At 60.1% G+C, this 17,174-nt stretch carries 18 protein-coding genes and 2 tRNA genes; 7 read left to right on the forward strand and 13 right to left on the reverse strand.

What is annotated here, in order from left to right; translation table 11 throughout:
* Positions 1-6: 6 nt before the first annotated feature.
* Entirely contained in the window at positions 7-525 is a 519-nt protein-coding gene (locus ACZ0BA_RS12575; protein WP_463451608.1) for a hypothetical protein, read from the reverse strand.
* Positions 526-689: 164 nt separating this feature from the next.
* Between ACZ0BA_RS12575 and ACZ0BA_RS12580 the strand changes: the two genes are divergently transcribed.
* Positions 690-1,754: a patatin-like phospholipase family protein gene (locus ACZ0BA_RS12580; RefSeq protein ID WP_463451609.1), complete on the forward strand. Its 1,065-nt coding sequence runs from the start codon at positions 690-692 to the stop codon at positions 1,752-1,754.
* A gap of 34 nt (positions 1,755-1,788) precedes the next feature.
* Here the strand turns inward: ACZ0BA_RS12580 and ACZ0BA_RS12585 are convergent, their stop codons facing one another.
* Positions 1,789-2,148: a hypothetical protein gene (locus ACZ0BA_RS12585; protein ID WP_463451610.1), complete on the reverse strand. Its 360-nt coding sequence runs from the start codon at positions 2,146-2,148 to the stop codon at positions 1,789-1,791.
* A 138-nt stretch (positions 2,149-2,286) separates the two neighbouring features.
* Here ACZ0BA_RS12585 and ACZ0BA_RS12590 point away from each other — a divergent pair, with 138 nt between their 5' ends.
* Positions 2,287-3,369, forward strand: coding sequence for a type II asparaginase (locus ACZ0BA_RS12590; RefSeq protein ID WP_463451611.1), 1,083 nt, complete (start codon positions 2,287-2,289; stop codon positions 3,367-3,369).
* A 15-nt stretch (positions 3,370-3,384) separates the two neighbouring features.
* Here the strand turns inward: ACZ0BA_RS12590 and ACZ0BA_RS12595 are convergent, their stop codons facing one another.
* The gene (locus tag ACZ0BA_RS12595) at positions 3,385-4,008 is read right to left on the reverse strand and encodes a flavin reductase family protein (protein ID WP_463451612.1); all 624 of its coding nucleotides are present in this window, start codon (positions 4,006-4,008) and stop codon (positions 3,385-3,387) included.
* A 76-nt stretch (positions 4,009-4,084) separates the two neighbouring features.
* Positions 4,085-4,942, reverse strand: coding sequence for a type 1 glutamine amidotransferase domain-containing protein (locus tag ACZ0BA_RS12600; protein ID WP_463451613.1), 858 nt, complete (start codon positions 4,940-4,942; stop codon positions 4,085-4,087).
* 103 nt (positions 4,943-5,045) lie between these two features.
* Between ACZ0BA_RS12600 and ACZ0BA_RS12605 the strand changes: the two genes are divergently transcribed.
* Positions 5,046-5,939, forward strand: a complete 894-nt coding sequence (locus tag ACZ0BA_RS12605) for a LysR family transcriptional regulator (protein ID WP_463451614.1) — start codon at positions 5,046-5,048, stop codon at positions 5,937-5,939.
* Between the two features lie 54 nt (positions 5,940-5,993).
* Here ACZ0BA_RS12605 and ACZ0BA_RS12610 read toward each other — a convergent pair whose 3' ends face one another.
* The gene (locus ACZ0BA_RS12610; protein WP_463451615.1) at positions 5,994-6,581 is read right to left on the reverse strand and encodes an FxDxF family PEP-CTERM protein; all 588 of its coding nucleotides are present in this window, start codon (positions 6,579-6,581) and stop codon (positions 5,994-5,996) included.
* 319 nt (positions 6,582-6,900) lie between these two features.
* On the opposite strand from ACZ0BA_RS12610, the gene ACZ0BA_RS12615 reads away from it, so the two are divergent.
* From ACZ0BA_RS12615 to ACZ0BA_RS12625, 3 genes are all read left to right on the forward strand, one after another.
* Positions 6,901-8,853, forward strand: coding sequence for a CocE/NonD family hydrolase (locus ACZ0BA_RS12615; RefSeq protein ID WP_463451616.1), 1,953 nt, complete (start codon positions 6,901-6,903; stop codon positions 8,851-8,853).
* An 804-nt stretch (positions 8,854-9,657) separates the two neighbouring features.
* Positions 9,658-9,888, forward strand: a complete 231-nt coding sequence (locus ACZ0BA_RS12620; RefSeq protein ID WP_463451617.1) for a hypothetical protein — start codon at positions 9,658-9,660, stop codon at positions 9,886-9,888.
* A gap of 22 nt (positions 9,889-9,910) precedes the next feature.
* A complete protein-coding gene (locus tag ACZ0BA_RS12625) occupies positions 9,911-10,117 on the forward strand; it encodes a hypothetical protein (protein WP_463451618.1) in 207 nt (68 codons plus the stop codon).
* Between the two features lie 41 nt (positions 10,118-10,158).
* On the opposite strand, the gene ACZ0BA_RS12630 is transcribed toward ACZ0BA_RS12625, so the two are convergent.
* The 6 genes from ACZ0BA_RS12630 to ACZ0BA_RS12655 form a co-directional block, all read right to left on the reverse strand.
* Positions 10,159-10,235 (reverse strand) — tRNA-Arg (locus ACZ0BA_RS12630).
* Positions 10,236-10,306: 71 nt separating this feature from the next.
* Positions 10,307-10,383, reverse strand: a tRNA-Pro gene (locus ACZ0BA_RS12635).
* A gap of 82 nt (positions 10,384-10,465) precedes the next feature.
* The gene (gene glmM / locus ACZ0BA_RS12640; RefSeq protein WP_463451619.1) at positions 10,466-11,818 is read right to left on the reverse strand and encodes a phosphoglucosamine mutase; all 1,353 of its coding nucleotides are present in this window, start codon (positions 11,816-11,818) and stop codon (positions 10,466-10,468) included.
* Between the two features lie 41 nt (positions 11,819-11,859).
* On the reverse strand, positions 11,860-12,699 hold the full coding sequence (gene folP / locus ACZ0BA_RS12645) for a dihydropteroate synthase (RefSeq protein WP_463451620.1): 840 nt from the start codon (positions 12,697-12,699) through the stop codon (positions 11,860-11,862).
* Between the two features lie 82 nt (positions 12,700-12,781).
* Positions 12,782-14,665, reverse strand: a complete 1,884-nt coding sequence (ftsH, locus tag ACZ0BA_RS12650; RefSeq protein ID WP_218147367.1) for an ATP-dependent zinc metalloprotease FtsH — start codon at positions 14,663-14,665, stop codon at positions 12,782-12,784.
* A gap of 210 nt (positions 14,666-14,875) precedes the next feature.
* The gene (locus ACZ0BA_RS12655; protein WP_463451621.1) at positions 14,876-15,568 is read right to left on the reverse strand and encodes an RlmE family RNA methyltransferase; all 693 of its coding nucleotides are present in this window, start codon (positions 15,566-15,568) and stop codon (positions 14,876-14,878) included.
* 43 nt (positions 15,569-15,611) lie between these two features.
* Between ACZ0BA_RS12655 and ACZ0BA_RS12660 the strand changes: the two genes are divergently transcribed.
* Entirely contained in the window at positions 15,612-16,082 is a 471-nt protein-coding gene (locus tag ACZ0BA_RS12660; RefSeq protein WP_090320933.1) for a YhbY family RNA-binding protein, read from the forward strand.
* 69 nt (positions 16,083-16,151) lie between these two features.
* On the opposite strand, the gene ACZ0BA_RS12665 is transcribed toward ACZ0BA_RS12660, so the two are convergent.
* Positions 16,152-16,634, reverse strand: coding sequence for a DUF4149 domain-containing protein (locus tag ACZ0BA_RS12665; RefSeq protein ID WP_463451622.1), 483 nt, complete (start codon positions 16,632-16,634; stop codon positions 16,152-16,154).
* Positions 16,634-17,110, reverse strand: a complete 477-nt coding sequence (greA, locus tag ACZ0BA_RS12670; RefSeq protein WP_090320927.1) for a transcription elongation factor GreA — start codon at positions 17,108-17,110, stop codon at positions 16,634-16,636. Before greA ends, ACZ0BA_RS12665 begins: the two co-directional genes overlap by 1 nt.
* Positions 17,111-17,174: the final 64 nt, after the last annotated feature.

The following is a 17,174-nucleotide window of genomic DNA, read 5'->3' on the forward strand; positions in this document are numbered from 1 at the left end:
GAAGGACTAATGGACGTTGCGGGCGATGAAATAGACTGCGGTCGTTAGCCCGGAGCAAACCACGCTCATCCACGTGATCAGCCTCCACGTTTGGGCCTCCATCGCCTTGTAGAATTCTGTACGTATCATTTCGACGTCTACCTTTTTAGCGTAATGTTCGGCGAAAATGTCGAACTTGCCATTCAAAAGTGCGATCTCGGCTTGCATTTGCATCGTGGAGGTCTGTTGAGAAGCAACATCGCCTTGAAGGTTGATGACATCGCCCTGAAGTTTGGTGACATCGCCCTGAAGTTTGGTGACATCGCCCTGAAGTTTAATGACATCGCCCTGAACGTTGGCGACATCGCTCTGAACCTTGGCCACATCACTCTGGAGCTTGTTCACATCAAGTTGAAGCCTGTTAACCGTGCTCTGCACGGTTGCAACGTCTGTGCGCACCAGGACTACGTCGGCATGCACGGCCTCATTGCCCGCTTGCAGCGCGCGCAGTGCTTCTTCTATCGCGATGTATCGGAAATCGTCCATCGCTATATGATTCGCCTCCCAGGCGACAACGTCAAGCGGCGCGGCACCCGAATATCGACCAGATCAAATTGCCGGATTGAACGCTGTGCTGTGGTAAGGTTTCATCCATGACGCCCGCACAAATTCAACCTTTACAAGAAGTATATAAACCGTATAAACGTTGCATGGTCATGGGCGGTGGTGGATTCCGTTTTGGCATCTACATCGGCATGTACGCGGCGCTGCGGCAGGCCGGCAAGGCGCCCGACATCCTGCTGGCCAGCTGCGGCGGCGCCATCGCCGCGACCATCATCCACAATCTGCCCGACCCCGGCGAGCAGCGCGCCTGGCTGGCTTCGCGCGATATGTACGACTTCTGGTGCGGCCTGAAATCGACGCGCCACGCGGCGCTGATCGGCACCCTCGCGCGCGCCGCCAAGCGCAAGCTGTCGCCGGCCAGCGTGCCCGTCATCCCGGACCTGTTCGGCGATTATCTGTTCGACATTCCGCCGCAGCTGCCCTTCCCTTCCGCCAGCGGCGCGCCGGAGGTCGATGTTGCCATCATCGGCGGCAAGCTGCTGTTCGGTCCTTCGGAAGTGGGACAGCCGCGCGGCCAACGCAAGCTGTTTGCCGAAACCGTGTTCTGTGGCGAGCGCGCCGCCGCCGCGTTGCGCGGCTTGGACTCGCCGCTAGGCGACGCGCGCTGGGGCGAGCACGCGGTATCGAGCGACCTGTTGATCGACGGCAGCGTGCCGATCACCGAGGCCGCCCGCATCTCCATCGCCGACATGATCTACTTCCGTTGCCGCCAGTACGGCGGCGATGAGTATATCGGCGGCGTGCTGGATCTGTTTCCGGTCGAGATCGCGCGCCGGCTCGGTGAGGAAGTGATCATGGAGTTCAAAGAGGCGTTCGACCAGGTGTTCTCGATACCGGCCTGGCGCGCGGTGCTGGGATTGAATGGCAACGCGCGCCTGCGCTATGCCAATACCCATCTGGCGGACCTGCGCATCGATTCGTCGGATGTGTCGCGGGTGCTGGCCAAGCAGCAGTTGCAGCAAAAGCTGCACTGGCGCCGCAACCGCATCGAGCTGGAGATGCCGCGCACGTACGACACGTTCGTGCAGCACATGAACGACCAGTGGCAATACGGCTATGACCGGGCCACCGAGGCGCTGGCGCATCCAGCCGGGCAGCATCCGCCGGTGCGGCGCGCGACCAAATACAGCAAGCGGCTACGCGAGGTGTGACGCTGATGGAGGACGGCCCACCGGGGCCGACGCGCTAGCGGCACAGCTCGCGCCACGATTCCTCGAAGTCGGCCGGCGCGACATCCTGCGCCAGCAGGGTCAGCTCGCGCGCGACCGAGATATAGCGCTGGAACCCGATATAGGTGCCGAAGGCGTCCTTGGCGTTGACTTCGCCGCAGGGCGCGCCGCCCTTGCCGATGAACTGGTTGCGAAATTGCGCGGAGCCAGGGTCGCGGATCTTTTCTTTCACATATTTTTCGCCCAAACTGGTCAGTGTCAGGACTTCTTCCTGCTGCTTCTGCGCCTGGCTCTTGCCGCATGCGGTCACACAGGCCAGCAGCGCCAGCGCCACCGACAGCACCGCACCCCGGCGAAGGGTGTTTGCTAAAATCATAATGTTTTCTCTTTTGTAATTCCCTCAATCACCTCTAATATAGCAGGTCTGTCAACCGTAACGCCGCAACAGCTTGCATTGTTGACAGACTGTGTATTTGTTACTATCCCAAGCTTTACAGTTTGATCAGGAGATCGCATGTTACATAACCATAAAATTCCCGCCCGTTTCTATCAAGCCTTGCTGGCCTGCACATTGTTGCTCGGTAGCTATGCGGAGGCAGCAGACAAACTGGCCAATGTGACCATCCTCGCCACCGGCGGCACCATCGCCGGCAGCGGCGCCAGCAGCACGACCACGGTCGGCTACACTGCGGCGACCGTCGGCGTCGATACCCTGATCAAGGCGGTGCCGGAACTGTCGAAAGTAGCCCAGGTCAAGGGCGAGCAAGTGTTCCAGATCGCCAGCGAGAACATGACCAACGAACACTGGCTGACCCTGGCCAAGCGCGTCAACGTGCTGCTGGCGCAGCCGGACGTCGACGGCATCGTCATCACCCATGGCACCGATACGCTCGAAGAAACCGCTTATTTCCTGGACCTGGTCGTGAAAAGCAACAAGCCGGTGGTGCTGGTCGGCGCCATGCGCCCGGGCACCGCGCTGTCGGCCGACGGCCCGATCAACCTGTACAACGCCGTGCTGCTGGCCGCCAGTGCCGACGCCGCCGGAAAAGGCGTGCTGGTGGCCATGGCCGACCAGATCCACAGCGCCCGCGATGTGAGCAAGACCAACACCTCGACGCCGGACAGCTTCAAGACGACCGAACTGGGCATGCTGGGTTACATCCAGGGCAACAAGCCATATTTCTACCGCGCGTCGACCCGCAAGCATACCGCCGAGACCGAATTTGACATCAGCAAACTCGACAAACTGCCGCAAGTGGACATCGTCTACGGCTACGCCAACGTCGGCCCGGTTGCGCTGAACGCGCTGGTCGCAGCGGGCGCCAAGGGCATCATCCACGCCGGCGTCGGCGACGGCAGCCTGGCCGCCACGGTCAAAAACGCACTGATCGCGGCCCGCAAACAGGGTGTGATGGTGGTGCGTGCCAGCCGCGTCGGCCAGGGCATCCTGGCGCGCAACGGCGAAGCCAACGACGACGAGCTGGACTTCGTTGCCGCCGACACGCTCAATCCGCAAAAAGCGCGCATCCTGCTGATGCTGGCATTGACCAAAACCAATGACAGCAAGGCCGTGCAGAAAATGTTCTACACGTATTAATCTGCCCTGTTGTCCCTACGGATAGTCTGGGCGCCGCATGCGGAACAGGCTATCCGGTCCAATCTCGAAGTAATCGGCCGGGCCGCCGCCACGCAAGATCGTGCGCGAGCCGGCCGTGTCATAAACGCCGTCGCGCAGCAGTTCGTTGGCGATGTGCACCCCCACCACCTCCCCCATGATCAGCCAGCCATTGGTCGGCTCCCCCGCCGCGCTTTGCAGGCGGATGATCTGCGTACATTTGCATTCGAACGCGACCGGACTTTCCGCAACGCGCGGCACGGCGACGATGCGCGACGGCGCCGGCGTCAGGCCCGCCAGCACGAACTCGTCAACCTCCGGCGGCGCCGGCGCGCAGCTGGCGTTCATCGCCTCGGCCAGCGGGCGCGTGGCCAGATTCCAGACGAACTCGCCGGTCTGCTCGATATTGCGCAGCGTGTCCTTGCGGCCCTGGCTGGAAAAGCCGATCAGCGGCGGCGTGTAGTTGAAGGCGTTGAAAAAACTGTAGGGCGCCAGATTCAGGTTGCCCTGCTCGCCGCGCGAGGAGATCCAGCCAATCGGACGCGGCCCGACGATGGCGTTGAATGGATCGTGCGGCAGGCCGTGGCCCTGTGATGGCTGATAAAAATAACGTTCGCTCATATGGTTCCGGTGAATGCGGCGCGCTGCGGCGCCATGGCCGGATTTTCGCACAAGGCGTCGTCTCGTGCCGTGCTTCTCAGCGCGTCAAACGTGCCAGCAGTTCATCCGCGACGGCTGCCGCCGAGGCTGGATTCTGGCCGGTGATCAATTCCCGGTCCACCACGACTTTGCTTTGCCAGTTGGCGCCGCTGCTGTAGACCCCGCCCGCGCGCTGCAAGGCCGTCTGCGGCAGAAATTTCATCGTGCCGCCATTCAGCATGGGCTTGGCCGCGTCTTCCTCGCTATTGCTAATCACGGTCATCCGGTAGCCGGCGTAAATCCACGCCGGCGCGGGTGCCGTAGCCGCAGCGGACGATACGATCTGGCGGGTGAACTGCCCGGGCTGATCCAGCGCCGACAACAAGGCGATCGGGCCATGGCACACCAGCGCCGTCGGCTTGGCGCGCGCATGGAAGTCGCGCAGCAGGCGGCCGAGCGCCGTGCTGTGCAGCAAATCCTGCATCGGCGCGTGGCCACCAGGAATGTACACCGCGTCGTAGCGCGCGTAACCGCCCTGCTCCACCCTCGCCAGGCTGACGACCGGCGATTGCTGCACCGACGTAATGCGCAACTTGTCCAGCAACGCCAAATACTGTTGCATGCTGGCCTCGTCGTTATCGAAGTACGTCTTGTCGACCGAATGCCGGTCCAGCGATGGCGCCTTGCCCAGCGGCGTGGCGAAGGTGAGAGTGTGGCCGGCGTCCAGCAACTTCTTAACCGGCTGCATCAATTCGTTGGCGTAGAAGCCGGTGTCGAAGGTGCGGTTGTCGCGCAGCTCAAGCTGCGACGCGTCGGACAGCACGACCAGCACGTTGGCGGCATGGGCGTCCAGCGCGGCTAGGTTGAACAGCAGCGAGGTGGCAGTGGCGGCGGCTTTTCGGATGGCAGTTGTCATATGAGTGCTCCTGTGAAGTGATCGATAGTAGCGCTACTCTATTGATGACTGTAAAGTGTGTAAATAACCGGAAACTCAAATCATTTGTTCTTGAAAGGCGGGAATGGGAAGGCAATTCGATCACATGGCGGATGTGGAAGCGTTTGTGACCATCATCGACAAAGGCACCATCAGCGCGGCGGCGGTGGCGCTGGGCACCACGCCGTCGGTGCTCAGCCGTGCGGTGGCCCGGCTCGAAGCGCGACTGGGCGTGCAACTGATGCGCCGCACGACGCGCCGCCTGAGCGTGACCGAAGCCGGCACCTTGTATCTGGAACAGGCGCGCAGCGCGTTCGGACTGATCGCCGACGCCGAGCGCGCCATTCAGGGCCAGGGCGGCGAGCTGTCCGGCACGATACGCATCAGCGCGCCGACCACGTACGGGCACTACCGACTACCTGGGCTGCTGCGGCCGTTCATGGAACTGCATCCGAAAGTCATGATCGATTTAAGCATTTCCAATCGCAACGTCGATCTGGTCGAAGAAGGTTACGACATGGCGATACGGCTGGGTGAGCTGGCCGACAGCGGCATGGCGGCCAAACGCCTCGGTGACGCCGACGTCTGCCTGGTGGCGTCGCCGGACTATCTGCGGCGCGCGGGCGTGCCGACCGGGCTGGAGGACCTGGGCCGCCACGCCTGTCTACCGTTCACCATGCCGAGCAGCGGCCGGCTGTCGCCCTGGCTGCTGCGCATGGATGGAAAGGATATCGATTGGCTGGCGCCGGCGCGCATGCGCGTGGCCGATGATGTGTTGGGCGTGGTAAGCCTGGCGCAGCAAGGCCTGGGCATTTGCCAAACCTACCGCTTTGTCGCCGACGAACGGCTGCGCGCAGGCCAGCTGGTAGAAGTGTTGCCGGACTTCGGTGGCCGCAGCAAACCGTTTTCGCTGATTTATCCGCCGCATCGACGCATGTCCGCCGCTTGCCGGGCGCTGATCGATAGCTTGCGGCCATAAAAAAACGCGTCTGAGTTCGTAGTCTCAGACGCGTCGGACTACACCTACCCTAGGTTAAGCTTTGTTAGCTTGCTTGCGACGGGCGACAAAGCCCAGCAGGCCCAGGCCGGCGGCCATCATGCCGTAGGTGCCTGGTTCTGGTACTGCGGAAACGGCGATGGTCAGGTCGGAGCCGTAAGCGCCACCGGCGTTGCCGGCAACGAGGCCGTCAACCTGGACGAAATAGCTGCCTGCCGACAGGCCGGTCGCGGTCAATTCCCAACGGTCGGTCGGATGTGCGCCGCCACCTGTGACATTGCTGCCTGCGTAGGTACCCAGCACGGCGCTGGTCATTGGATCATACTTCACCAGGTTGAACGAGGTGATCTGCAGATCTTTGACGGTGCTCGATGCCAGATAGCTCGACGTCAGCGAAGTGGACGAATCGAAGTTGGAGTTCAGCACGAACAAATATTTGTCGGTGAAGGTGTTGGTGGTGTCGGCGCTGCCGTAGGTGTTGCCGAAGTGAGCGTTGTAACCGCCGACGCCATCGCTATCCAGATTGATGCTGACGGTTTGTCCCACGTTCGCAGCAAAAGCGGCAGAGCCGAACAGGCTAGCGCCCGCGATCATCGATGCCAGCAAGATATTTTTGATTTTCATTTTGTTTTCCGGAGTAATTAATGTTTATGCAATTAGAGTTACCGAACACCCTTATTCGGTGATTCGGAGAATATAGTTTTGTCTCCACGCCAACTGTGCGCTAACCAACATAAGTGTCGAAAAGTACAAATTATTGTCAATATTGTACTGCGACTGGTTGTTAACAAATTCTGTGGATAAGGCTGTTAACAAGCCCCAAGCCCATCCGCCAAGTCGATGTTTTTAAAAGGAAATATGCTTCTGCGCAAATTAGTCGCAGCCAAAGTTATCCACTGGTATTACACTTATGCATCTTTGCCTTACAGATCACAAGGAATCCATGAAATCGCGTCTTACCGCCCTCGCCTTTGCTCTCAACGCGCTCGTGCTGGGCGGACTGAGCCTCCCAATTGCTGCCGCTGCTGTCGACGCCCCGGCCAAATACAATCTGCGCGAGCACTACACCAAGTACGAATACCGCATTCCGATGCGCGACGGCGTGCGGCTGTTCACCGCCGTCTACGTGCCCAAGGATGCAAGCAAGCGCTACCCCTTTCTGATGGAGCGCACGCCCTACAGCGCCGGCGTGGAGATCGACGACGAGCTGCACTACGGCGTCGATTTCTATCCGGACCACGTCGGGCCGTCGCCCGAGTTCGAGCAAAGCGGCTATATCTTCGTCCAGCAGGATGTGCGCGGCCGTTATATGTCCGAGGGCAAGTGGCAGGAGATGACGCCGCACGTCAACCCCAAGCGCGCCAAAGGCGAAGGCAACGAGAGCGAGGACATGCATGACACTGTTGAATGGCTGTTGAAAAACGTCGCCAACAACAATGGGAAAGTCGGCATCCTCGGCACCTCGTATCCAGGCTTTTACACCTCGGCCAGCATCATCGATTCGCACCCGGCCATCAAGGCCGCTTCGCCGCAGGCGCCGGTCACCAACCTGTACATGAACGACGATTCGTATCACGGCGGCGCCTTTATGCTGTCGGCGAACTTCGATTTCTATTCCGCTTTCGTCGAAGTGCCCAACCCGACACCGCTGCCGAAAAGCTGGACCCGCTTCGATTACGGCACCGCCGACGCCTACGAGTTCTTCCTGTCGCGCCTGACCTTGTCGAACATTACCAACACAATGACGGCCAACCAGCGCGCGCTGCTGATGCCTAACATCGAGCACCCGACCTACGACGACTTCTGGAAAGCGCGCGATATCGCGCCGCATCTGAAAAACATCAGGGCGGCCGTGCTGACGGTGGGCGGCTGGTACGACGCCGAGGACCTGCAGGGCCCGCTGACCACGTACAGCACAATCAAGCGCAACAATCCCGGCATCTACAGCGGCCTGGTGATGGGTCCGTGGTCGCACGGGGGCTGGAACCGCAACGACGGCAAAAGCCTGGGCAATGTGCAGTTCGACTCCAAGACGGGCGACTACTTCCGCAGCAAGATCGAATTCCCGTTCTTCGAGCAGCATCTGAAGGGGGTGCCGAACAACAATGTGTCGGAAGTGTATGCATTTGAAACGGGCAGCAACGTCTGGCGCAACTACGCCGCGTGGCCGCCAAAGCAGGCCCAGGCCCGCACCTTGTATTTGGGTCCGAACGGCACGCTCGACTGGAAACAGCCGGCGGCCGGTGCCGCCCAGGCGTTCGACGAATATATCGCCGACCCGCGCAAGCCGGTGCCCTACACTGCCTATCCGGCGACCGGCGTACCGAAGGAATACATGGTGGGCGACCAGCGCTTCGCCTCTACCCGGCCGGACGTGCTGACCTACCGCAGTGAAGTCCTGGAAGAGGACGTGACCTTGAGCGGCCCCGTCAAGCCGCGCCTGTTCGTCTCCACCACCGGCACGGACGCCGACTGGGTCGTCAAGCTGATCGACGTCTATCCGGCTAGCTATCCGAACAGCGGCCAGAGCGACGAACACCACACCGACGTGCCGAAACCGGCGCTGACCATGGCCGGTTACCAACAGCTGGTGCGCGGCGATCCGCTGCGCGGCAAGTTCCGCAACGGCTTCGAGACCCCGCAACCGTTCACGCCCGGCAAAGTGGAGGCGGTCAACTACACGATGAGCGACGTCAACCACACCTTCCGTCGCGGGCACCGCATCATGGTGCAAATCCAGAGTTCGTGGTTCCCGCTGGTGGATTTGAATCCACAGACGTTTGTCGACATTCCGAAAGCCAAGCCAGAGGACTTCCAAAAGGCCACGCAACGGATCTATCGCGCGCCCTCGATGTACTCGGGCATCGAGGTGCAGCTGTTGCCGACGCCGCGCTGACGCCGGCGGCGCGCCGACGTCGAATAACTTGGGCATCTTCAAGTCGCCGGCGCGTATTTGCAGGATATGGTGACGTTGGCGCCGAATGGAAAGCGCTAGCCGGCATTCGCTACGACCGGTTTGAACAAGAGAATGTCGCGAGCAGATAGCGCCCGAGGACACCACAAATAGGAAGTGGTCGCCAAATATGATTTATTTAATGGTCGGGCCTCGGCTGGCGTATTCATATTCCAGCTGACACGCACCAATATTAAACCAGCGACCCGCTGACACTTCAGCTTTTACCTCTCGGTGCGCAACGTACCAGAGGCATAGAACTGACATTCAATGGCGACTTGGGTAATGGTTGGAAAACATGGGCCGGTTATTCCTATCTGGCCAAGCGATTCTGGGTAGGCGGCCGACTTTAACGCAAAACCTGCCGCCAATTTATGGATAAGTAAATCGCTTGGCAGCCGTTTTGACGTTCGTGGCGGCGTGAATTATACGGGCGAACGTGTTCGACCGCGCTTACAGCGTGGCGGGCACGGCAGCAGCAAGAACTTGAATTTGCCCGGCGCTCGCCGCTGGGTGCAGCGGACCGCCCCCCTACCTTTCTAAAACCGAGCGCGCCAGAAATCGGTTTAAACACACTAATTTTTGGCATACTCAAGCACACGCGGCGTGCCTTATCTAGACTCTGAACTTTTTTGACTAGACAGAGTCTTACATACAGGCCGTGCTCGGCAGCAAATGCGTTCGAAATCCGCCGAGCGCGTCTGCGCCGTCTCCCCGTCTCGACATTAATTGAGGGATAGCCATCGAATGGAAACTCGAACCTCATCGCTTGAACTACTGGCTGAAAAAACTTTAGGACGGGTCACCGTTATCGAGGTCGACTTGGCCGTGATCAAATCAAATTACGCAACAAAAGAAGATGTTGCCAAAGTTAAAGAAGATATAGCCAAGTTAGAAGTAACATTACTGAAGTGGCTTGTTGGGACAGCGGTAACGATGACTGGTTTAGTCTTCGCTGCTGCAAGATTCATTAATTAATTTCCTATCAAGGAATCCCGTTATGGAAGAAAGTAGATCCAAAATCGAATTCACTCCTGCGATTCTGGAGCGACTCTCCGCTTTAGAGATCGATCTCGCCGTGGTCAAATCGAACTATGCAACGAAAGAAGATCTTGCAAAGATGGAAGGCACGCTGCTCAAATGGTTTATCGGCACAGCGGTGGCTATCGCTGGTGTAGCATTCGCCGCAGCAAGATTCATTCATTGAATAGTGCTGGTCAGCGTGAGATAACGGGATTAGAAATGTTTTGGCCTGCCCAGCAGGAATCGAACCTGCGACCCTCAGCTTAGAAGGCTGATGCTCTATCCAACTGAGCTATGGGCAGAGATATCGCAACGAGAACTCGTCGCGGAAATGAAAAACGGGTTGTCAGAGACAACCCGTTTTAAAAGTTCTTGGTCGGAGTACAAGGATTCGAACCTTGGACCCCCTGGTCCCAAACCAGGTGCGCTACCGGGCTGCGCTACACTCCGAAGACAGTATTCTAACGCTTGGCGCCCCCGCCGTCAATGAAAGGGCCACCTTAATCCTTCATTCCTGTACCGAGCTCTACCCTTACGCCGCCACTGGTGCTTCCACCTTGCCGGCGATACGCTGTGCCATCGAGTCGGCGTCCTTGGCGTTACGTGCTTCGACCATCACGCGGATCAAAGGTTCCGTACCGGAGGCGCGGATCAACACGCGGCCGCTGCCTTCCAGTTCGCGCTCGACCTTTTCCTTCTCGGCCACCATGGCGGCGTTCTTGGTCCAGTCGAAACCCGGGGCGACGCGCACATTGACCAGGGTCTGCGGGAACAGCACCAGCTCGGCCGTGCACTCTTCCAGCGATTTGCCGGCGCGCTTGAGCGCGGACAACACTTGCAGCGCCGAGATGATGCCGTCGCCGGTGGTGTGCTTGTCCAGGCACAGCAAGTGGCCCGAGCCTTCGCCGCCAAGCAGCCAGCCCTTTTCCTGCATCACTTCCAGCACATAGCGGTCGCCGACCTTGGCGCGGGCGAAGCCGACGCCCTTCTCTTTCAGCGCGACCTCGACCGCCATATTGGTCATCAGCGTACCGACCGCGCCAGCAACCGGGCCGGTGGCCATGCGGTCCATGACCATCAGGTACAGCAACTCGTCGCCGTTGTAGAGGCGGCCGTTGGCGTCGCACATGATCAGGCGATCGGCGTCGCCATCCAGGGCGATACCGAGATCGGCGCCATGGGCGCGGACCGCTGCCGCCATCGCGTCCGGCGCGGTGGCGCCGTGGCCCAGGTTGATGTTGAAGCCATCCGGCTTATTGCCGATGGCAATCACTTCCGCGCCGAGCTCGTGGAACACGTGCGGGGCGATGTTGTAGGCAGCGCCATGCGCGCAGTCGACCACCAGCTTCAGGCCGCGCAGGTCCAGCTCGTTCGGGAAGGTGCTCTTGCAAAATTCAATATAGCGGCCCTGGGCGTCGTCCAGGCGCTTGGCACGGCCGAGTTTTTCCGACGGCACGCACACCATCGGCAGGTCCAGCGCCGCTTCGATCTCGAGCTCGACCGAATCTGGCAGCTTGGCGCCCTGGTCGGAGAAGAATTTGATGCCGTTGTCCTGGAACGGGTTGTGGGAAGCCGAAATCACCACGCCGGCCGACAGCCGCAGCGCGCGCGTCAGGTAGGCGATCGCCGGAGTCGGCATCGGCCCGGCCAGCATGACGTCGACGCCGGCCGCCGAGAAACCGGCCTCCAGCGCCGCTTCCAGCATGTAGCCGGAAATGCGCGTGTCTTTGCCGATCAAGACCGTCGGACGCTTGCCGCCGGTGCGCGGAACGCCGGCCAACACCTTGCCGGCCGCGAAGCCGAGCCGCATAACGAAGTCGGGGGTGATAGGCGATTCGCCAACGAGACCGCGGATACCATCGGTGCCAAAATATTTACGTGCCATGTTGTGTGCTCTTTATCGTCGATGTTGTTATTGTGATGTCGTTATTGTGCTGCTTGCCAAACCTTGAGCGCGTCGACCGTTTCCGCGACGTCGTGCACGCGGACGATCACCGCCCCGTGCGCGACAGCCGCCAGCGCGCCGCCAACGCTGCCGGCCATCCGTTGCTCGACCGGCTTGCCGGTGACCGCCCCAACCATCGATTTACGCGACAAGCCGGCCAGCAACGGCATGTCCAGTTCCACAATCAACCGCCTTGTGGCCCTGAGTAAAGCGTAATTATGCTCCACCGTCTTCCCAAAGCCAAAGCCGGGATCAATGCACAATCGACGCGGATCAATTCCCGATGCGACCATGGCATCGATCCGTTCCCGCAGGAAAGCGATAACCTCGGCCACCACGTCGGTGTACGACGGTGCCAGCTGCATGTGTTGCGGGTCGGATTGCATGTGCATGATACACAGCGCGCAGTCGCTGTCGCGCACCGCCTCGAGCGCGCCGGGCGCGCGAAAGCCGTTGATGTCGTTGATCATATCGACGCCGGCAATGATGGCTTCGCGCATCACCTGCGGCTTGTAGGTATCGACCGAAATCGCCGGCCCCTGGTCGCGCAGGGCGTACAGCACGGGCATCACGCGCTGCAGCTCGTCTTCCAGCGGCAGCGGCGGCGCGCCGGGGCGGCTCGATTCGCCGCCGACGTCGATGATGTCGACGCCATCGAGGATCATTTGCTCGGCATGCGAAATGGCGAATTCCAGCGACTGGTAATGGCCGCCATCGGAAAACGAATCGGGCGTGACGTTGAGGATGCCCATAACGCGGGCGCGCAGGCCGTCGCCGTGCAAGGGGTAGTTGAATCGGCCGAACTGAAGTGTGGATCGCATGAAGAAAACGGTAGTGGTAATAAAAAAGGGCGAGGATTTCTCCTCACCCTTGTCTCTGCTAGCGGACCGTCAGGTCCACTGATCAGGCCGGTGCAGTCACGCTAGGCGTCACGCCGGTGCCGCCATCGCTAGGCGGCTGTTTGCGGATCGTCACGCCTGGTTTCGGCGCGCGCGGCTCCAGGCCGGCCATGATGTCGTTGATCTGGTCCGCGTCGATGGTTTCCCATTCCAGCAGCGCCTTGGTCATGACTTCGACTTTATCGCGGTTCGCTTCCAGCAGCGAGCGGGCCAGCTTGTATTGCTGATCCAGGATGTTGCGGATTTCGGCATCGACCATTTGCTGCGTCGCTTCGGAAATCGTCTTCGACGCGCCGCCGAAGAAGCCGTCGTTCTGGCTGTCCTCGTAGACCATCACACCCATCGCGTCGGACATGCCGAAGCGGGTGACCATCGAGCGGGCGACCTTGGTGGCGCGCGAGAAGTCGTTCGAAGCACCGGTCGACATCTGGCCGACGAAGATCTCCTCGGCGATACGGCCGCCGAACAGGATCGAGATCTCTTCCAGCATCTTGTCCTTGTAGCCCGAAATATTATCGTGCTCCGGCAGCTGCCAGGTCAGGCCCAGGGCCCAGCCGCGCGGCATGATCGTTACCTTGTGGACCGGATCGGCCTTCGGCAACAGCTTGGCGACGACAGCGTGGCCGGACTCGTGGTACGCGGTGTTGCGGCGCTCTTCCTCGCGGATGACCATCGACTTGCGCTCCGGACCCATGAAGATCTTGTCCTTGGCATCCTCGAAGTCGATCATGTCGACCAGACGCTTGCTGCGGCGCGCGGCGAACAGCGCAGCCTCGTTGACCAGGTTGGCCAGGTCGGCGCCCGAGAAGCCAGGCGTACCACGGGCCAGGATGTCGGCCTTGACGTCGGTGCCGATCGGCACTTTACGCATGTGCACATTCAAGATCTGCTCGCGGCCACGGATGTCCGGCAGGCCGACCGACACTTGACGGTCGAAACGGCCCGGACGCAGCAGCGCTTTATCCAGCACATCGGCGCGGTTGGTCGCGGCGACCACGATCACGCCGGAAGAGGCTTCAAAACCGTCCATCTCGACCAGCAACTGGTTCAAGGTCTGTTCGCGTTCGTCGTTACCGCCGCCCATGCCGGCGCCACGGTGACGGCCGACAGCGTCGATCTCGTCGATGAAGATGATGCAAGGCGAATGCTTTTTGGCGTTCTCGAACATGTCGCGGACGCGGCTGGCGCCAACGCCGACGAACATTTCAACGAAGTCCGAACCGGAGATCGAGAAGAACGGCACCTTGGCTTCGCCGGCGATGGCGCGCGCCAGCAGGGTTTTACCCGTGCCTGGAGGACCGACCATCAGCACGCCGCGTGGAATACGGCCGCCCAGTTTCTGGAACTTGCTCGGATCCTTGAGGAAGTCGACGATCTCGTTGACTTCTTCCTTCGCTTCGTCGCAACCGGCGACGTCGGCGAAGGTGACGGTGTTGTTGGACTCGTCCATCATGCGCGCCTTGGACTTGCCGAAGGAGAACGCGCCGCCCTTGCCGCCGCCCTGCATCTGCCGCATGAAGAAGATCCACACGCCGATCAGCAACAGCATCGGGAACCACGATACGAACACTTGTTGCAGGAACGATGGCTCCTCGGGCGGTTTCACGTCGAAACGGATGCCGTTGTCGCGCAGGTCGCCGACCAGGCCGCGATCGAGGATCGTGGCGGTGGTGCGCACCTTGGTGTCGTCAGTGCGGGTGGCGGTGATGTTGCCACCCTCGATCACGACATCCTTGATGCGCTTGGCTTTCACGTCATCCAGCAAATCGGAGTAAGCGATGGGTTTGGCGCCGCCTGCAACGCCATGGCTATCGAACTGCTTGTACAGCATGAGCAGGAGCAGTACGACGACTACCCAGATGGCTGATTTGGAAAACATGTTATTCACGAAAACTCCTTGGATGCGGGGCGCATCTTTTAACCTAGGGCTAGAAACCCGATTTTACTCGTAATAAGCAGGCGGTGCCAGAAGCCCACCCGTGCGCGGGGGTATAAACCCAGCGGAAAGGCACATTATTTGATCAAATTATGGCGCGGATCAAGACAAAAGTGCGACTCCTTGTTGGATGTGCGGCCCGAGCGGTAAAAAACAAGAGCATCAAGGGCGGAATTGGTCGGAATCGAGCGGTACGGCCGATACCATGCCGTCGGTGGGGTTTTTCAAACCACGGCCGAGCAGGAAAATCTCGGACGATTTGTCGCGGCTCGCTTTGGGCTTTTTCTGGACCACGGTTTTAAACTCTTGGCGAAACTTCAACACGATGTCGTTAAAACCCATGTCCTTAAAACATTTGACCAGCAAGGAGCCACTAGGTTTCAGATGCGCCTGGGAGAATTCGATGGCCAGATCGATCAGATGTTCCATGCGCGCGGCGTCGGCGCTGGCGATGCCGGACAGGTTGGGCGCCATATCCGATAACACAACGTCAACTTTTCGGCCCTTCACGAGGTCTTCCAGCTGCTGCAGCACCTCCGGCTCGCGGAAATCGCCCTGGATGAAATGGAAGTCGGCGATCGGCTCCATCGGCAGCATGTCGAGGCCGATCAGGGTGCCGTTGATGCCGCCGCCATCCTTGCCGGCCAGTTTTCGGCGCACGTATTGGCCCCAGCTGCCGGGGGTGCAGCCGAGGTCGACGATGACCTGGTCGGGCTTGATCAGGTGCTCGTCCTCGTCGATCTCCTTGAGCTTGAATGCGGCGCGGGCGCGGTAGCCCTCTTTTTGCGCCAATTTCACGTAAGGGTCGTTAATGTGGTCGTGCAACCAGTTTTTGTTTAATTTCTTCTTCTTCATTCGCGTAGAATACTGCCTTTAAGGGAACCACTAAAAATTTATTATGCAAAAACTTACACCCGTTGAGCGCAGCGCCCTGCGCGCCGAAGCTCACGCGCTCAAGCCCATCGTCCTGATCGGCGAAGCGGGATTGACCGCCAACGTCCTCAAGGAAATTGCCCTGGGCCTCGATTCGCACGGCCTGATCAAGGTCCGCGTGTTCGGCGACGACCGCGAAGCGCGCGCCGCCATGTACGACACCATCTGCGAGCAACTGGACGCCGCGCCGGTGCAACACATCGGCAAACTGCTGGTCCTGTACCGCCCGAAAGTGGAAACCACGAAGGAACGTTCGACGTCCGGCAAGGGCCTGCGCGAAGTGACCATCGTCAAGCCTAGCCCGAGCGGCACCAAACGTCCGTCCGTGACCAAGGTGCTGTTGAAAGGGAATGAACGCGTGACCCAGGGCGGCAACATCAAGCGCGCCAAGCCACAGCAGAAATCCTCGAAGAAGAGCGCTCTGGGTTCGAAATAAACCCGGGCATCGTCCTTTCCCCGGCGGGGAAAGGACGAAAGTTCACGTTATTGCTCAGTTATTACTTAGTTACTGCTTGATCACCAGCCACGCGGCCAGCAAACTCTGCACTAAAAACAGACCGCTGGAAATGCCGTGCAGGATGCCGAACTCATTCTTGGCAGCCGACTCCATCACACCGCCCGGCCCCGCCGCGGCACGCAACGCGCCCATCATCGGCTGTAGGCCGAAGTGCGACACCAGGGTGCACGCCAGCATGATCAACACCACCGCCAGCAAGGTTTTGCGCGACTTGACCTCGGAGTTGCGCGCCGAGCCGGCGAAAATGCCGGCCGTCTCGGTCCCCTTGCTGACCCAGATCAGTACCAGCATGATCGACGCGCAAGCGATCGACAGCCAGGCCAGATTATTGAAGAGACTGGCGGCGATGGTGCCGGCCAGTACGCGGTCGGCGAGCGTAGCGAACAGGGTCGGGGCGGCCAGATAGCCGATCGCCCACAAACTGCCTGCCCACAAGGTCGCGACCAGCAAACGGATACGCGCAAGTAACATCAGATGTAACGCACTTCCAGAATCTCGTATTCGCGCGGGCCCGACGGCGCCTGCACTTCCACCACGTCGCCGGCGGACTTGCCGATCAGCGCGCGGGCGATCGGCGAGGTCACCGACACTTTGCTCAATTTCAAATCCGCCTCGTCCAGGCCGACGATCTGGTAGGTCACTTTGGCGCCCGATTCCAGGTCTTCCAGGTCGACGGTCGATGCGAACACGACGCGGCCTTCGGCGTCCAGGGTGGTCGGATCGATGATTTGCGCGGCGCTCAGCTTACCTTCCAATTCCGCGATGCGGCCTTCGACGAACGCCTGGCGTTCCTTGGCGGCATCGTACTCGGCGTTTTCAGACAGGTCGCCATGCGAACGCGCTTCAGCAATCGCGTCGATCACGATACGGCGTTCTTTGGTCTTCAACTGGTGCAGCTCTTCTTTCAAGAGCTCGGCGCCGTACTTGGTAAGTGGAACTGAAGTCATGTTGTTTATTTACTCTGGTTTTACAATGGAAAACCACAGAGGCCACGCCAACTGCAGCGCGAGC

The sequence above is a fragment of the Duganella sp. AC917 genome (genome assembly GCF_979258245.1).

Bases quoted from the DNA above. Each gene is read 5' to 3' on its own strand.
- ACZ0BA_RS12605 (WP_463451614.1), top strand. From the start codon at position 5,046: ATGGGAAGGCAATTCGATCACATGGCGGATGTGGAAGCGTTTGTGACC.
- folP (WP_463451620.1), bottom strand. From the start codon at position 12,699: ATGCGATCCACACTTCAGTTCGGCCGATTCAACTACCCCTTGCACGGC.
- ACZ0BA_RS12660 (WP_090320933.1), top strand. From the start codon at position 15,612: ATGCAAAAACTTACACCCGTTGAGCGCAGCGCCCTGCGCGCCGAAGCT.
- ACZ0BA_RS12625 (WP_463451618.1), top strand. From the start codon at position 9,911: ATGGAAGAAAGTAGATCCAAAATCGAATTCACTCCTGCGATTCTGGAG.
- ACZ0BA_RS12595 (WP_463451612.1), bottom strand. From the start codon at position 4,008: ATGAGCGAACGTTATTTTTATCAGCCATCACAGGGCCACGGCCTGCCG.
- ACZ0BA_RS12615 (WP_463451616.1), top strand. From the start codon at position 6,901: ATGAAATCGCGTCTTACCGCCCTCGCCTTTGCTCTCAACGCGCTCGTG.
- ACZ0BA_RS12575 (WP_463451608.1), bottom strand. From the start codon at position 525: ATGGACGATTTCCGATACATCGCGATAGAAGAAGCACTGCGCGCGCTG.
- ACZ0BA_RS12610 (WP_463451615.1), bottom strand. From the start codon at position 6,581: ATGAAAATCAAAAATATCTTGCTGGCATCGATGATCGCGGGCGCTAGC.
- ACZ0BA_RS12585 (WP_463451610.1), bottom strand. From the start codon at position 2,148: ATGATTTTAGCAAACACCCTTCGCCGGGGTGCGGTGCTGTCGGTGGCG.
- glmM (WP_463451619.1), bottom strand. From the start codon at position 11,818: ATGGCACGTAAATATTTTGGCACCGATGGTATCCGCGGTCTCGTTGGC.
- ACZ0BA_RS12665 (WP_463451622.1), bottom strand. From the start codon at position 16,634: ATGTTACTTGCGCGTATCCGTTTGCTGGTCGCGACCTTGTGGGCAGGC.
- greA (WP_090320927.1), bottom strand. From the start codon at position 17,110: ATGACTTCAGTTCCACTTACCAAGTACGGCGCCGAGCTCTTGAAAGAA.
- ACZ0BA_RS12620 (WP_463451617.1), top strand. From the start codon at position 9,658: ATGGAAACTCGAACCTCATCGCTTGAACTACTGGCTGAAAAAACTTTA.
- ACZ0BA_RS12590 (WP_463451611.1), top strand. From the start codon at position 2,287: ATGTTACATAACCATAAAATTCCCGCCCGTTTCTATCAAGCCTTGCTG.
- ACZ0BA_RS12600 (WP_463451613.1), bottom strand. From the start codon at position 4,942: ATGACAACTGCCATCCGAAAAGCCGCCGCCACTGCCACCTCGCTGCTG.
- ACZ0BA_RS12655 (WP_463451621.1), bottom strand. From the start codon at position 15,568: ATGAAGAAGAAGAAATTAAACAAAAACTGGTTGCACGACCACATTAAC.
- ACZ0BA_RS12580 (WP_463451609.1), top strand. From the start codon at position 690: ATGGTCATGGGCGGTGGTGGATTCCGTTTTGGCATCTACATCGGCATG.